The organism is Methylorubrum rhodinum (assembly GCF_014199935.1).
GTDB classification, from domain to species: domain Bacteria; phylum Pseudomonadota; class Alphaproteobacteria; order Rhizobiales; family Beijerinckiaceae; genus Methylobacterium; species Methylobacterium rhodinum.
The window spans coordinates 133,697-147,422 of the sequence record NZ_JACHOP010000001.1 but is presented as its reverse complement, the minus strand read 5'-3'; the positions used below and the strand labels follow the sequence as shown (position 1 = coordinate 147,422).

Genomic DNA, 13,726 nt, shown 5'->3' with positions numbered 1-13,726 from the left:
TCCGAGGTGCGCCGAAATGGCGCCGGCCAAGCTCGGGAACATTCGGTGGCTTGAGCGTTTGAGGCGGGCCGTTCGAGCACCACGGGCCCCGACGGCAGTTCTGACGCTCCGGTTTCCGGCCCAACGCCGAGGCCGGTCGCGTCCCGCGCGGGATCGAGGCCGGACGACCGCCTTCCCGTCGCCTGCACACGCAACGACAAGGGGAAGGACCATGGAAACCTACACCGATGTCCTTTCGGGCAAATGTCCCTTCGGCGGGGACCGCATCGGCGGCACGTTCGCGTCGCCCCCGACGCTGGAGCAGTGGTATCCCGACCGGCTACGGGTCGAGACGCTGCACCAGAACGGGCCGCAGGCCGACCCGCTCGGGCCCAACTTCGACTACAAGGCCGCGTTCGAATCGATCGACTACGAAGCGCTCAAGGCCGACATCCGCGCGTTCCTGACGAGTTCGGTCTCGTGGTGGCCGTCGGATTACGGCAATTACGGCCCGCAGATGATCCGCATGGCCTGGCACTCCGCCGGCACCTACCGCATCGCCGACGGGCGCGGCGGCGCGGGCGAGGGGCTGCAGCGCTTCGCGCCGATCAGCAGTTGGTGGGACAACGGCAACACCGACAAGTCGCGCCGCCTGATCTGGCCGATCAAGCAGAAATACGGCAACGCCCTGTCCTGGGCCGACCTGATGGTGCTCACCGGCACCGTGGCGCTCGAGATCATGAACTTCCCGACTTACGGCTTCGCGGGTGGTCGGCGCGACGCCTGGGAGGCGGACAACGCCACATACTGGGGCCCGGAGCTGTGGGACCCGCACAACGTCAAGTCTCCCGACGAGATGGTGAACCGCGACAAGCGCTGGCGCGGCCAGAACGGCGACCCGGACTACGACCTGGAGCAGCCGCTCGCGGCCTCGCACCAGGCCCTGATCTACGTGAACCCGGAGGGCCCCTACGCCAGCGGCGACCCGGCGGCCTCCGCGCGCGACATCCGCACCACCTTCACCCGCATGGCGATGAACGACGTGGAGACCGTCGCCCTGATCGCGGGCGGCCACGCCTTCGGCAAGAGCCACGGCATGGTCAAGGCCGACCGGATCGGCCCGCCGCCGGAGATCGCCCCGATGGAGGCGATGGGGCTCGGCTGGCACAACCCGGAGGGCAAAGGCTCCGCCGAGCAGACGATGACGAACGGCATCGAGGGCTCGTGGGTGCCCAACCCGACGACGTGGGACAACGACTACCTCACCAACCTCTTCAAGTTCGACTGGAAGCAGACCAAGAGCCCGGCCGGCGCCCTGCAATGGGAGCCGACCGACCCGGACGCGCCGCGCACCCCCGACGCGCACGTGCCGGGCCAGACCCACCCGCTGATGATGATGACCAGCGACATCGCGCTCAAGGTCGATCCGGTCTATCGCGAGATCTGCCAGAAGTTCCTCGACGACTTCGACCTCTTCACGCACGAGTTCTCGAAGGCGTGGTACAAGCTCACCCACCGCGACATGGGCCCGAAGGAGCGCTACCTCGGCCCTGAGAAGAAGCTCGAGAACGAGTTGATCTGGCAGGACCCGATCCCGCCGCTCGATCACCCGCTGATCGACGCCTCCGACATCTCGGCTCTCAAGGCGGAGATTCTGGGCAGTGGTCACTCGGTGTCGGATCTGGCCTTCACGGCGTTCGCCTCGGCCTCGACCTACCGCAAGAGCGACAAGCGCGGCGGCGCGAACGGGGCCCGCATCGCGCTGGCCCCGCAGATCGGGTGGTCGGTCAACCGGCGGGCCGTGCCGGTGATCGAAACGCTGCGCGGCATCGCCTCCGGCTTCAACGGCAAGGCCACGGGCGGCAAGAAGGTCTCGCTCGCCGACCTGATCGTGCTCGGCGGCTGCGCCGCAGTGGAGAAGGCGGCGCAAGGCGCAGGCGTCGACGTCACCGTGCCGTTCGCGCCGGGGCGGATGGACACCACCGCGGAACTCACCGACGCGGCGAGCTTCGAGTGGCTGAAGCCCGTGGTCGACGGCTTCCGCAACTACATCGACGAAAGCTTCGCCGAGATCACGCAGGGCAAGGTCGCGCCCGAGCAGGTCTTCCTCGACCGGGCCAACCTCCTGGCGCTCACCGCCCCCGAATGGGTCGTGCTCGCCGGCGGCACCCGCGCGCTCAACCTCAACCACGACGGCTCGAACCACGGCATCTTCACCGACCGCGTCGGCGTGCTGACCAACGACTTCTTCACCGTGCTGACCAGCATGGACTACGAGTGGAAGAAGGCGGACGCTTCGGCCATGACCTTCACCCTCGACGACCGCGAGAGCGGGGAGACGAAGTATACGGCGACCCGCTGCGACCTCGTCTTCGGCTCGAACTCGCAGCTGCGCGCGGTGACGGAAGTCTATGCCGGGACGGATGGCCACGAGCGCTTCGTGCGCGACTTCGTGAAGGTGTGGGACAAGGTGATGAACCTCGACCGGTTCGACCTGCGGGTCTGATCGGACGAGCATCGTTGAAGAGAGCGGGCGGCCGGTTGGCCGCCCGTTTTCCGTTTGAGGTGACCACCCCTCGACAATCCCCGCCATCCGTCCGAAGGAGAGGCGGGGCAGGGCGCGGGGAGCGGATCGCTGATGAGCGAGCACGTCATCGTCGAGGACCGTGCGGACGGCGTGCGTCTGATCCGGATGAACCGTCCGGAGAAGAAGAACGCCCTGACCTGCGCCATGTACGACGCCCTGCGCGATGCGCTCGCCGAGGCGGATGAATCCGAAAAGATCGGCGCCGTCGTGCTGGCCGGGCTACCCGGCGCCTTCACCGCGGGCAACGATCTCGCCGACTTCGTCGCGGCGTCGAAAGGCGGCTCGTTCCTCGACATGCCTGCGCTGCACTTCATCCGGCAGCTCGCCCGCACCCGCACGCCGCTGGTGGCGGCCATCGACGGGCTCGCGGTCGGTGTCGGCACCACCCTGTGCCTGCATTGCGACCTCGTCTTCGTCGGGCCGCAGAGCCGCTTCCGCATGCCCTTCGTCGAACTCGGCCTCGTGCCGGAGGCTGCCGCGAGCTATCTGCTGCCGCGCCGGATCGGCGCCGCGCGGGCGTCCGCCCTGCTGCTCCTGTCCGAAACGTTCTACGCCGAGACCGCCGTCTCCCTCGGCCTCGCCAACGCGCTGCTGCCCTCCGAAGAGGTGGAAGCCCACGCGCTGGACAAAGCGGCCCGGCTCGCCGCCCTACCGCGGGAGGCGGTGGCGGCGACGCGGGCGCTGATGCGCGGCGATCAGGCGGCGGTGGAGGCCGCGATCGAAGCGGAGGCGGTCGCCTTCTCCGAGCGGCTGGCCTCGGATGAGGCGCAGGCCGCCTTCGCCCGCTTCCTGTCGGGCGCGCGCAAGCCGTGAGCCTGCCTCTGCGTGGAAAAATCTGTCTCGTGGCCGGGGCCTCGCGCGGGGTCGGGCGGGGCATCGCGCGGGGCTTGGGGGAAGCCGGCGCGACCGTGATCGTCACGGCGCGATCCTCCGAGACCGGGCGGCGCACCGAGACCCGGCCCGAGACCATCGAGGACACCGCCCGCGCCGTCGATGCGGCCGGCGGCGAGGGGCACCACTACCTGTGCGACCACACCAGCGAGCGGCAGGTGGACGAACTGGTCCACTGGGCGCTGCGCCGGTTCGGCCGGATCGATGTCGCGGTCTCCAGCGTCTGGGGCGGCAACGAGGGCTATGACGGCGAGCGCTATCCCGACGGTGCGAGCTGGGGCACGCCGTTCTGGCGCCGCTCGGCCGAGCCCTTCGCCGGGTTCCTGGGCACCGGCCCCTATCCCGGCCTGCTGCTGGCGCGTGCCGTGGCACCCGCGATGGTCTCGGCCAAGAGCGGGCTGCTCGCCTTCGTCTCGTTCGGCACCGAGGACTATCTCGGCGACCTCTATTACGACCTCGCCAAGTCGGTGACGAACCGGCTCGCCTTCGCCTGTGCGGCGGAGCTGAAGCCGCACGGCGTCTGCGCGCTCGGGCTTTCGCCGGGTTTCGTCGCGACCGAGCGGGTGCGCGACGCCGGCCAGACCGAGATGGCGACCGAGAGCCCGCTCTATGCCGGCCGGGCGCTCGCCGCGCTCGCCGCCGACCCGGACGTGCTGGCGCGGGCCGGACAGATCCTCCATGCCGGGGATCTGGCGCAAGCCTACGGCTTCAGCGACGAAGACGGGCGCCGGCCGGAGCGCTTCCGCATCGCGAGGGACGCATGAGCCTCCAGGGAAAGACGCTGTTCATCACCGGCGCCTCGCGCGGCATCGGGCTCGCCATCGGCCTGCGCGCGGCCCGCGACGGCGCCAACGTCGCCATCGCGGCCAAGACCGACACGCCCCATCCGAAGCTCGAAGGCACCATCCACACGGCGGCCGAGGCGATCGAGCGGGCCGGCGGCCAAGCGCTGCCGATGGTGGTGGACGTGCGCGACGAGGACGCCGTGAAGGACGCCCTCGACCAAACCGCAAAAAAATTCGGCGGGATCGACATCGTCGTGAACAACGCCAGCGCGATCTCGCTGACGAACACGGCCAAAACCGAGATGAAGCGCTACGACCTGATGCATCAGATCAACGCGCGCGGCACGTTCGTGGTCAGCAAGCACGCGATCCCGCATCTGGAGAAGGCGGACAACCCGCACATCCTGATGCTGTCGCCGCCCCTCGACATGGCGGAGAAGTGGTTTTCGCCGCACCTCGCCTACACCATGGCGAAGTTCGGCATGTCGCTCTGCGTGCTCGGGCTTTCGGGCGAACTGCGGGGCAAGGGCATCGCGGTCAACGCGCTTTGGCCGCGCACCACCATCGCGACGGCGGCGGTGAAGAACCTGCTCGGCGGCGACGCCCTGATGCAGGCGAGCCGCACGCCCGAGATCATGGCGGACGCCGCGCACGCGCTGTTCCTCAAGCCGTCGCGCGAGACCACCGGCCGCTTCCTCATCGACGACAGCTTCCTGGCCGAGCAGGGTGTCACGGACTTTTCAAAATACCGCGTCACAGCGGGCGTTCCCCTTGCGCCGGACTTCTTCGTGCCGGATGCGAGCGAGCCGCCGCCCGGCGCCCTCGACTAGAACCGCTTCCAGAGTCCGCCCTTGATCTTCATTCACCAGCCGGTCGCCGGCGGCGCGCAGAGCCTGCTGGAGCGCAGCCCCCTCGAATTGCAGGACGCGATCCCCGAGGACACGGTCTGGCTCGACATGATCCGGCCGACCCGCGAGGAGGACGTGAAGGTCGAATCCTTCATGGGCATCCAGGTGCCGACGCGGGAGGAGATGAAGGACATCGAGCCCTCCGAACTCCTCTACGTCGAGGAGGGGGCCCGCTACATGACGGGCCGCGTGCTCTCGAAGGTCAGCGATTCCGACGAGCCGGGTCTGGCCGGCATCACCTTCATCCTGCGCGGCAACCGCCTCGTGACGGTGCGCTACGAGGAGCCGCAAGCGTTCCGCATGTACGCCCAGCGCGCGGGCCGCACCACCGGCAACGGGCCCTCGCGCTCGACCACCGGCGAGACGATCCTGGCCGGGCTGATCGAGGCGGTGATCGACCGCGCGGCCGACGTGCTCCAGCTCCAGGGCGAGCGCATCGATAGATTATCGCGAAAAATCTTCGAGGAGCGGGACGACCCGTCGGCCCGCAACACCGCCTTGCAGGACACGCTCCGCGCGCTCGGGCGCCACGGCGACCTGATCTCGAAGCAGCGCGAGAGCCTCGTCTCGATGGAGCGCATCCTGCTCTCGCTCTCGGCGACCTACCGCACAGCCAAGGCGCCGCGGGAACTGCGCGAGGACGTGCGCTCGACCTTGCGCGACCTCCAGTCGCTGGAGGAGCACGCGACGTTCCTCTCCTCCAAGATCCAGTTCCTGCTCGACGCGACGCTCGGGCTGGTGAATCTGGAACAGAACAACATCATCAAGCTGTTCTCGGTCATGGCGGTGGTGTTCATGCCCCCCACCCTGATCGCCTCGATCTACGGCATGAACTTCGAGATCATGCCGGAGCTGAAATGGCAGTTCGGCTATCCGGCCGCCGTGGTGATGATGGTGGTGGCCGCAGTGCTGCCCTACGTGTTCTTCCGCTGGAAGAAGTGGCTGTAGGGGGCGCCGTGTCGCCGGCTCAGTCCGCCACGCCCTTCAGGTGCAGGTAGGACGGATCGAATTCGGCGACCCTGCACAGGCCGTCCCAGTCGCGGATCGTCAACGCGCGGGCCTGGAGATCGATCAGGCCGGCCCGGCGCAGGGCTCCGATCGTCCGGGTGATGTGGACGGCGGTCAGGCCCATCGCGTCGGCGAGGTCGGTCTGCCGCAGCGGCATCGGGCAGAGGTTCGCCTCGGCGAGGCCCACCGCCCGCTGCCGAAGGTAGAGTTCGCAGAACAGGTGCGCGGCCCGGCCGTAGGCGGTGCGACGGCCCATGGCGGTGAGCCAGCCGCGGAACATCGCCGCGTCGATCATGGTCTCGCGCCACAGCAGGGCGGCGAGTTCGGGCCGGCGGGCGGTCTGCTCGCGCAGCGCGTCGTGCGGGATCAGGGCGACCGTGGCGGGCGTCACGGCCGAGAGACCGTGATCCATCACCCCGAGATGGAGACTCTGCAGGTCCGGCATGTCCCCGGCGATGTGGAAGGCGATGATCTGGCGCCCGCCGCCGGGCAGGAGCTTGAGGCGGCAGACCCAGCCCTCGACCACCATGGCGCAGTGCTCGGGCCGGTCGCCGTCGCGCAGGATGTCCTGGCCCGGCTCGAAGTCCCGGATCGTGATCGGCAGTTCCGCGAAGGTCCGGATCACCGTGTCGGAAAACGTCGCCGTGCTCTGCAGGCGGCGGAGCAGGGGCCGCAGGAAACGGTCGGTCGTCGCGGACATGAGGCCTTTTTCGAGGGTGGTTGCGCTGAGGGCCGGACGGCGCGCTGGGCGCTCACATTGCGCGATCGTCCCGGGCTTGAGAAGACCGGTCGCGGCGGTCATGGCCGCCTTCCGGCCGAGCTGCGGTGCCGACCCGGACATCGAGGGGGGTCCAGGCGCGCGCGGCCGTGCGATGTCCACTCTTGCGGCGGTCCGGCGCAGGTTTGGGCACATCGCCGGGGGATAACCCGCCCCGCGCCCGGCGAATTGGTCATCGCCGGCGCTTTCGTGCTAATCCCCGAAGGGTCCCGACGATCCTGTCCGAGGACCGCTGCCGCCCCGTGCGTCTCGCTTACCGCCGGGCCGCCGCTTGCCGCACACGCGATCTCGCGCGGCACGACCCTCATCGAAAGACCCTTTCATGAGCGACGACACAGACGCCAAGACCCGCGCCGCGGAGCGCGCGGAGCGGTCCGAGCGCATGGCCCGAGAGGGGGCGCAGGCCATGGCCGAGCACCTCGCCGCCGTCAAGGCCGTGGACGAGCGCACCGTGCGCCTGCGGGCCCTGCGTCTGGCCAAGGAAGCCGAGGAAGCCGCCGCTAAGGCCGCAGAGCCCCCGGCCGCGCCCAAGCGCAGCCGCAAGAAGGTCGCGGGCTGAAACCCATGGCGATGGACCGCACCCGCCGCCCGAGCGACCCGCGTCAGGCCGCCGAGGCCGCCTTCAAGGCCGTGACCCGCAAGACGCCCGAGGCGCCGCCCGCCGCCCCGGCACCGGTGGCGATCCCCGGTGCCCGCGAATCCGTGACGCTGCGCCTCGACCGGGCCGTGCTGGAGCACTTCCAGAAGGACGGCCCCGGTTGGCAGGACCGCATCAACGCCGCCTTGAAGGCCGCCGCGGGCCTTTGAGGGTCAGGCCGAGAGCGCGCGCTCCAGCTCGCCCTTCGTCATCTTCGAGCGGCCGGGAATGTCGCGCTTGCGCGCCCGCTCCATCAGATCCGCCTTGGTGACGCCGCCGCGATCCGACGTGCTCCCGGATTTGCCGCCTGTCTTGCGGGCCGAGGCCGCCTTTTCGGCGACGTCCGCGGGCTGCTTCGAGTGCTGCCGGCCCTTCGCGGTGTCGGCCCGCTTCTTGGCGCTCGAGCGCTTGTACTCGGAATCGGAGATCTTCTCGCGGGCCTTCTTCGGCAGGTAGCGCTCGCCGGTTTTCCCGCTCTCCTCGCCCGACTTCGTGCCCCACTCCTCGTCGGTCCACTGCTTGAGACTGTTGTCGTCGGTCTTCCTCCCCGCGTAGCCGCCGCCCTCCTTCTTGTATTCGGAGGTCGCCATCTGCGCCTTGCGGGCGGACCATTGGCCGGGCTTGCCGCCCTTGGAGGACTGCGTGACCTCCTTCTTCACCTTGTCCCACAGCTTCGGATCGGTTTTCTTCGCGCGCTCGGCCATGACCTTCCTCCGGTTCGGGGCTTCGACATTCGGCTGTCAACAGAAGGTCGCATGCTGAGTTCCGCCAGGGCCCGCTCTCCGCGGTGGACAGAACGGGCCGATCATCGGCGTTGACAGGCGCGGGCGAAGCTTCCACCTGCGCGCCAGAACGGAAGAGGCCGGTAATCCGGCCGAGCGAGGAACGCGATGTCCGAGGCGAGCAGGCCGAAGGTGTTCATCGATGGCGAGGCCGGCACGACCGGGCTCGGCATCCGCGAGCGGCTGGAGCGCGACGGCCGCGTCACCGTGGTCAGCATCCCGCACGAGAGCCGCAAGGACCCGAACGCCAAGCGGGCGATCCTCGAAGCGGTCGACCTCGCGGTCCTGTGCCTGCCCGACGACGCCTCCCGCGAGACCGCGCAGCTTGCCGACTCCCTCTCGAACGGCGGCCCGAAGCTGCTCGACGCCAGCACGGCGCACCGCGTCGCCGAGGGCTGGGCCTACGGCTTCGCCGAGCTGACCCGCGATCAGGCCGGCATCATCCGCGCCGCCCGCCGGGTCGCCAATCCCGGCTGCTACCCGACCGGGGCCATTGCCCTGCTGCGCCCCCTCGTCGAGGCCGGGCTGGTCGCGCCCGACACAGCGATCAGCGTCAACGCGGTGAGCGGCTACAGCGGCGGCGGCAAGGGCATGATCGAGGCCTACGAGGCCGGCCGCGCCCCGGCCTTCGAGCTCTACGGCCTCGGCTTCGGCCACAAGCACCTGCCGGAACTCCAGACCTATGCCGGCCTGTCCCGGCGGCCGATCTTCATCCCCTCCGTCGGCAATTTTCGGCAGGGCATGCTGGTGAGCATCCCGCTCCACCTCGACGCGCTGCCCGCCCGCCCCGCGGCCGGCGATCTCGAAGCGGCCCTGACCGCATGGTACGCGGACTCCGATCAGGTGCGGGTCGTGCCCGGTGCCGAGGACGGCGCCCACCGCGAGCGGATCGAGCCGGAGGCGCTCAACGACACCGACCGGCTGGAGCTGCGGGTGTTCGGTTCGGACGGCCACCGACAGGCGGTGCTCGTCGCCCGCCTCGACAATCTCGGCAAGGGCGCCTCCGGCGCGGCGGTGCAGAATCTCGGGCTGATGCTCGGGCTGGACTGAGCGCTGATTTTTCCAGACGAGCCCCCCGGCGGTCGGACGATCGCCGGGGGTTTTTCGTTCGTGCGCTCCGGCGCGCCATGGCTTGTCAATGCATGCCGGCGTTCACCTGCGGCACGACCGAATGCATCCTGCGTCGCCCCGCCTTGCCGCCCCGGATTCGAAAGCCGTCTCGACGCCGATCGGCCGTATTCGTTGAAGCGAATTCTGTCGCGATAGCCGGCTCATAGGCGTCCCGGCCGTCTGCCGAAGCCGTCGACCGGCGCATCGCGGCTGCATCGGCCACCGGCCGCCTGCGCATAAGCCCTGGAAATCCACAGAAAATACGTAGGCCTGCGGCGGCCCGCCGCATACCGATGCGTGTGGTGAGCCGCAATCGGCCTTGACCGTTCGGCTTTTCGCGCTGCCACGATCCCCGCGCGGCGAGCGACCGGATGAGGCCCCTCCCAAGCCTCTGAACAAAAACGTTTTTCCAAAATTCGTCTCCGTTCTTTTAACATTTGAAATATTCGGCCGCCCGAAAATTCCGTCCGTTGCCGCCGCCGAGATGTCGTCGAACTAGACCTCCCTGCCTTTTCATCGGAACGCGGAGCATGTCCGATAGACCCTTCGCGCCTCGATTTTCTTCGTCATACAACCGAATCAAGAACGACAAACTGACTTGCTCCGTCGCGACACTGAGCTTACGCTCATTCAAGTAATCCCTCGGAACGAGAAGACGGCGCCATGGACACCACCGAACAGGATGCGGAAACCGCACGCCTCATCACCTTGGCGGCGGATGTCGTCTCGGCTTATGTCAGCAACAATCATGTCCAGAGCGCCGACCTTCCGCGCCTGATCGGCGACGTGCACGAGGCGATCCGCTCGGTCACGGCCAGCGCCGCACCGGCCGACAGCGGCCCGCCCAAGGCGACGCCGCAGGAGATCCGCAAGTCGGTCAGCCACGACTTCCTGATCTCGTTCGAGGACGGCAAGCCCTACAAGACGCTGCGCCGCCACCTGACCCTGCGCGGCCTGTCGCCCGAGGCCTACCGGGCCAAGTGGGGCCTGCCGAACGACTATCCGATGACCTCGGCGAGCTATTCCGAGCAGCGCTCGGAACTGGCCCGGGCGCTCGGCCTCGGCCAGCAGCGCCGCCGGGCGGAACCCGAGGCGGCGGTCGAAGCGGCGCCCGAGCCGGAGGCCGAGGCCGCGCCGGCGAAGAAGCCCCGCGCGCCGCGCCGCAAGAAGGACGCCTGAGCGCCCCCGCGCCGGCGGCGGCTCAGCCCGGCCGGCGCGTGGGGGTGAGCCGCACGCCCGGTGCCGGGCGCTCCAGCAGGACCTCGCGGCGGAAGCGCACGAGCCGGGCCGGACGTCCGGCCGTGCCGCTCGTCACGTCCTCGGTCTCCTCCACCAGCCCCTGCTGCGCGACGAGGCGCCGGAAGTTCTGCTTGTGCAGGCGGGTGCCGGACAACGCCTCGACGGTGCGCTGCAACTGGAGCAGCGTGAAGGCCGGCGGCATCAGCTCGAACACCACGGGCCGGTACTTGATCTTGCCGCGCAGGCGCCCGATCGCGGTGGCGAGCACCCGGCGGTGGTCGAGGGCCATGGGCTGGCCCGTCACGTCCGCGTCGTCCGGCACCGCCGCGCCGGCCTGCCCGCGGGCCTCGGGGATCAGCCCGGCCTCGAAGAGCAACTCGTAGCGCTCCAGCACCCGCTCCTCGTTCCAGGCCCCGCCGAGGCCGAAACTGAGGCCGACCCGGTCCTCGCGCAGCCGCCGCAGCTTGGCGTCCGGCCCCTTGGCGACCCAGTCCATCAGCCGCGCCTCGATCGCGGTCAGCGCCTTCGGGCGGCCCTCGCGAAAATCCTCCCAGGGGAGATAGCGGTACCAGTTGCGCCACGCGGCCTCGGCGAGACCGGCCGGGCGCAGCTCGCGCACCAGCGCGAGATAGGCCACCGAGAGCAGGTGCACACCGCGCCCGCCGCCCTCCCGGTCGCGGTCGCCGAAGGTGTAGAGCTGCTCGACATAGCCGAGGCGCTGGTGGGTCTGCTGCTCCACCCAGGCGCGCAGGCCGCGCTCCAGCGTGGCGTGCGCGGGCACGAGCGGACCGGCCGGAAGCCCGGTGCTGCGGCCCGGCGCCTGCCCGGCCACCTGCACGGTGAGCGCCCGCGGCTCGCCGTCGGTGGCCGCGACGATGACGGCCACGAGCCCCACCGCCGACGCGTTCGCGGTGCGATCGAGGCCGTCCGCGAGGGCGGCCACACCCGGTTCGGCCGTGCTCATCCCCTCGGCCCCGATGCTCCCCACATCCCCGGTGACCCAGGGTGCCCCGCTCATGCCGGATGGGGACCGGCATCGTCAACGTGAGGATGAGGACGCGGCGAGGACAGGCCTAATGCACCGGGCCCCCGCCACCGCGCAGGCGGCGGGCGACCTCGTGGCCGACCTCGACCGCGACCTCGTCGACGAGGCGGGCGAGCGGCGGGTTGCGCAGTTCCGCCACCAGCCCCTTCATCGCCACCGCGTGGTCGGCGAGGCGGTTGGCGCGGCGCTGGGCGAGCCGGTCGGCCGGGCCGTCGGCGCGGCCCTCGGTCAGGTCGAAGGCCAGTCCCTGAGTCGCGAGCGCGCCGGAGGCCGGATCGCGGGCACAGCGGCCCATCAGCCGGAGCCAGCGGGCGCCGGCCGGGCCGCCGCGGATGCGGAACTCGGCCTCGAACGGGCAGCCGTCCTCGCCCGCGGCCCGCAGCACGCTCTCCAGCCGCAGCGCGTCCTCCGGCTCGATCCGGGCGAGCGCCAGTCGCAGCGGCGCGCCGGAGGCCGCCGCCTCGGGCAGCGCCAGCAGCCGGGCGAGGGCGGGCGAGAGGGCGATCCGGTCGGTCTGCGGATTGTGCGCCCAGGCGCCGATGCAGGCGGAACCGGCAAAAGCCGTCGGAAGGTCGGGATGGAAGACCGTCATGTCGTCACCGAAGCGAGCCTGACGCGCGGGGCGCCCGTCCGGCGACCGTTCCGAACGTCCGCCGAGATTACCTGAGGTAAATTCCTGCGGCGCCGCCGCCTGCTCGAAACCTTAGCTTCTCTCCTGCGCTCGCGTAAAGCGTTCAGTGCGGGGGCGCAGTTGTATCAACTTGAAGTATGATTCCGGCGGACCAGCGGGCCGGCCGCGCCTTAACCGGCGGTTAACCATGTCGGGATGAGATCCGGGATCAGGGCATCCCGGCATCACAGGACACGCGCGTCCGGACCGGGCCCCCCGGAAAGGGGCCGCACGATGAAAGCGATCACGTTCGTCACGCAGAAGGGCGGGAGCGGCAAGAGCACCCTGTGCATCTCGCTGGCCGTCGCCGCCCAGGAGGCGGGCCACAGCGTCTGCATCCTGGAGATGGACCGGCAGGCCACGATCTCCGACTGGCTCGACCACCGCACCGCCGAGGGTCCGGAGGTCGCCCAGATCGACGCGACGCAGATCGACGCCGTGATGGAGCGGCTGGCCGAGTCGGCCTACGACTACGTGTTCATCGACACGCCCGGCGTCGATTCCACCGGCACGCTCTCGGCGATCCGCGCGGCCGACCTGTGCATCATCCCCTGCCGCCCGACGCCGGCCGACCTGCGCGCGTTCAAGCCGACGCTGGCGGCCGTCTACCGGCTGGAGAAGAAGTTCGCCTTCGTGCTGAACCAGACTCCGCCGCGCTCCTACCGCATCCGCGACGCGGCGGACGGGCTCGCGGTGCTCGGCATCCTGCCCGACGTCAACATCGTCGCCCGCACCGACCATCAGGACGCCATCGGCGTCGGCCAGGGCGTGACCGAGTTCAACCCGAAGGGCCAGGCCGCGGGCGAGGTGCGCCGGCTGTGGAGCTGGATCGAGCGGCGGATGCAGGCGGCGCGCCCGCTGACCGGCCGGGGCAGGGGGGCGGGCCGTCATGTCCAAGCCGCCTAAGCTCAGCCTCGCCTCGATCGTGGCGGAGGCGACCCCGAAACCCGCCCGGCCACCGGGCGCCGAGATCGTCACCCTCGACCGCGCCCCGGCATCGCCCGCGGCGAGCGCCGGCACGCTCAAGCAGCGCGCCAAGCAGATGTCGGTTTATCTCGAACCCCCGGTCTACGATCAGCTGCGCGACCTCGCCTATGCCGAGCGCGCCAAGATGCACGGCCTGATGCTGGAGGCCCTCGACCTCCTGTTCCGGCAGCGCGGCGCCCGCTCCATCGAGCAGATCTTGGGAGAGCGGCCGCGCTGAAGGCGGGGCCGGCTTCGCCCAACCCGAGAGGCCCGCCCCGGCGGGCCTCGGCAGGGGAGGGGGGCGCGCAGCGGCGCCGGACCGTAGCCTGCGAACCGAACGT

At 70.2% G+C, this 13,726-nt stretch carries 15 protein-coding genes; 11 read left to right on the top strand and 4 right to left on the bottom strand.

Annotation, left to right across the window (positions count from 1 at the left end; translation table 11 throughout):
• Positions 1–211 precede the first annotated feature (211 nt).
• The 5 genes from katG (at position 212) to HNR00_RS00670 (ending at position 6,098) form a co-directional block, all read left to right on the top strand.
• Positions 212–2,485: a catalase/peroxidase HPI gene (katG, locus tag HNR00_RS00690; RefSeq protein ID WP_183563268.1), complete on the top strand. Its 2,274-nt coding sequence runs from the start codon at positions 212–214 to the stop codon at positions 2,483–2,485.
• Between the two features lie 132 nt (positions 2,486–2,617).
• Positions 2,618–3,379 carry an enoyl-CoA hydratase-related protein gene (locus tag HNR00_RS00685; RefSeq protein WP_183563265.1) on the top strand — a complete coding sequence of 254 codons (762 nt, stop codon included), beginning with the start codon at positions 2,618–2,620 and terminating at the stop codon, positions 3,377–3,379.
• Positions 3,376–4,221, top strand: coding sequence for an SDR family NAD(P)-dependent oxidoreductase (locus tag HNR00_RS00680; protein ID WP_183563262.1), 846 nt, complete (start codon positions 3,376–3,378; stop codon positions 4,219–4,221). The genes HNR00_RS00685 and HNR00_RS00680 overlap by 4 nt, the downstream gene beginning before the upstream one ends.
• Positions 4,218–5,072: an SDR family oxidoreductase gene (locus HNR00_RS00675; RefSeq protein WP_183563259.1), complete on the top strand. Its 855-nt coding sequence runs from the start codon at positions 4,218–4,220 to the stop codon at positions 5,070–5,072. The genes HNR00_RS00680 and HNR00_RS00675 overlap by 4 nt, the downstream gene beginning before the upstream one ends.
• A 21-nt stretch (positions 5,073–5,093) precedes the next feature.
• Positions 5,094–6,098, top strand: coding sequence for a magnesium transporter CorA family protein (locus HNR00_RS00670; protein ID WP_183563256.1), 1,005 nt, complete (start codon positions 5,094–5,096; stop codon positions 6,096–6,098).
• Positions 6,099–6,117: 19 nt separating this feature from the next.
• On the opposite strand, the gene HNR00_RS00665 is transcribed toward HNR00_RS00670, so the two are convergent.
• A complete protein-coding gene (locus tag HNR00_RS00665; RefSeq protein ID WP_183563253.1) occupies positions 6,118–6,858 on the bottom strand; it encodes a Crp/Fnr family transcriptional regulator in 741 nt (246 codons plus the stop codon).
• Positions 6,859–7,258: 400 nt separating this feature from the next.
• Here HNR00_RS00665 and HNR00_RS00660 point away from each other — a divergent pair, with 400 nt between their 5' ends.
• A complete protein-coding gene (locus HNR00_RS00660; RefSeq protein WP_183563250.1) occupies positions 7,259–7,495 on the top strand; it encodes a hypothetical protein in 237 nt (78 codons plus the stop codon).
• Between the two features lie 5 nt (positions 7,496–7,500).
• On the top strand, positions 7,501–7,743 hold the full coding sequence (locus HNR00_RS00655) for a BrnA antitoxin family protein (RefSeq protein ID WP_183563247.1): 243 nt from the start codon (positions 7,501–7,503) through the stop codon (positions 7,741–7,743).
• 3 nt (positions 7,744–7,746) lie between these two features.
• Here the strand turns inward: HNR00_RS00655 and HNR00_RS00650 are convergent, their stop codons facing one another.
• On the bottom strand, positions 7,747–8,277 hold the full coding sequence (locus HNR00_RS00650; protein ID WP_183563244.1) for a hypothetical protein: 531 nt from the start codon (positions 8,275–8,277) through the stop codon (positions 7,747–7,749).
• 186 nt (positions 8,278–8,463) lie between these two features.
• Between HNR00_RS00650 and argC the strand changes: the two genes are divergently transcribed.
• Both argC and HNR00_RS00640 read left to right on the top strand, forming a co-directional pair.
• The gene (argC, locus tag HNR00_RS00645; protein ID WP_183563241.1) at positions 8,464–9,405 is read left to right on the top strand and encodes an N-acetyl-gamma-glutamyl-phosphate reductase; all 942 of its coding nucleotides are present in this window, start codon (positions 8,464–8,466) and stop codon (positions 9,403–9,405) included.
• Between the two features lie 723 nt (positions 9,406–10,128).
• Entirely contained in the window at positions 10,129–10,644 is a 516-nt protein-coding gene (locus tag HNR00_RS00640; protein WP_183563238.1) for a Ros/MucR family transcriptional regulator, read from the top strand.
• Between the two features lie 22 nt (positions 10,645–10,666).
• Here HNR00_RS00640 and HNR00_RS00635 read toward each other — a convergent pair whose 3' ends face one another.
• Both HNR00_RS00635 and HNR00_RS00630 read right to left on the bottom strand, forming a co-directional pair.
• Positions 10,667–11,668 (bottom strand): NUDIX hydrolase, encoded by a 1,002-nt coding sequence (locus HNR00_RS00635; RefSeq protein WP_210306225.1) that lies wholly within the window; start codon positions 11,666–11,668, stop codon positions 10,667–10,669.
• Positions 11,669–11,777: 109 nt separating this feature from the next.
• Positions 11,778–12,341: a hypothetical protein gene (locus tag HNR00_RS00630; protein WP_183563235.1), complete on the bottom strand. Its 564-nt coding sequence runs from the start codon at positions 12,339–12,341 to the stop codon at positions 11,778–11,780.
• A 312-nt stretch (positions 12,342–12,653) separates the two neighbouring features.
• Between HNR00_RS00630 and HNR00_RS00625 the strand changes: the two genes are divergently transcribed.
• Positions 12,654–13,325, top strand: a complete 672-nt coding sequence (locus HNR00_RS00625) for a division plane positioning ATPase MipZ (RefSeq protein WP_183563231.1) — start codon at positions 12,654–12,656, stop codon at positions 13,323–13,325.
• Positions 13,309–13,623, top strand: a complete 315-nt coding sequence (locus tag HNR00_RS00620) for a ribbon-helix-helix domain-containing protein (RefSeq protein ID WP_183563229.1) — start codon at positions 13,309–13,311, stop codon at positions 13,621–13,623. Before HNR00_RS00625 ends, HNR00_RS00620 begins: the two co-directional genes overlap by 17 nt.
• The last annotated feature ends 103 nt before the right edge of the window (positions 13,624–13,726 follow it).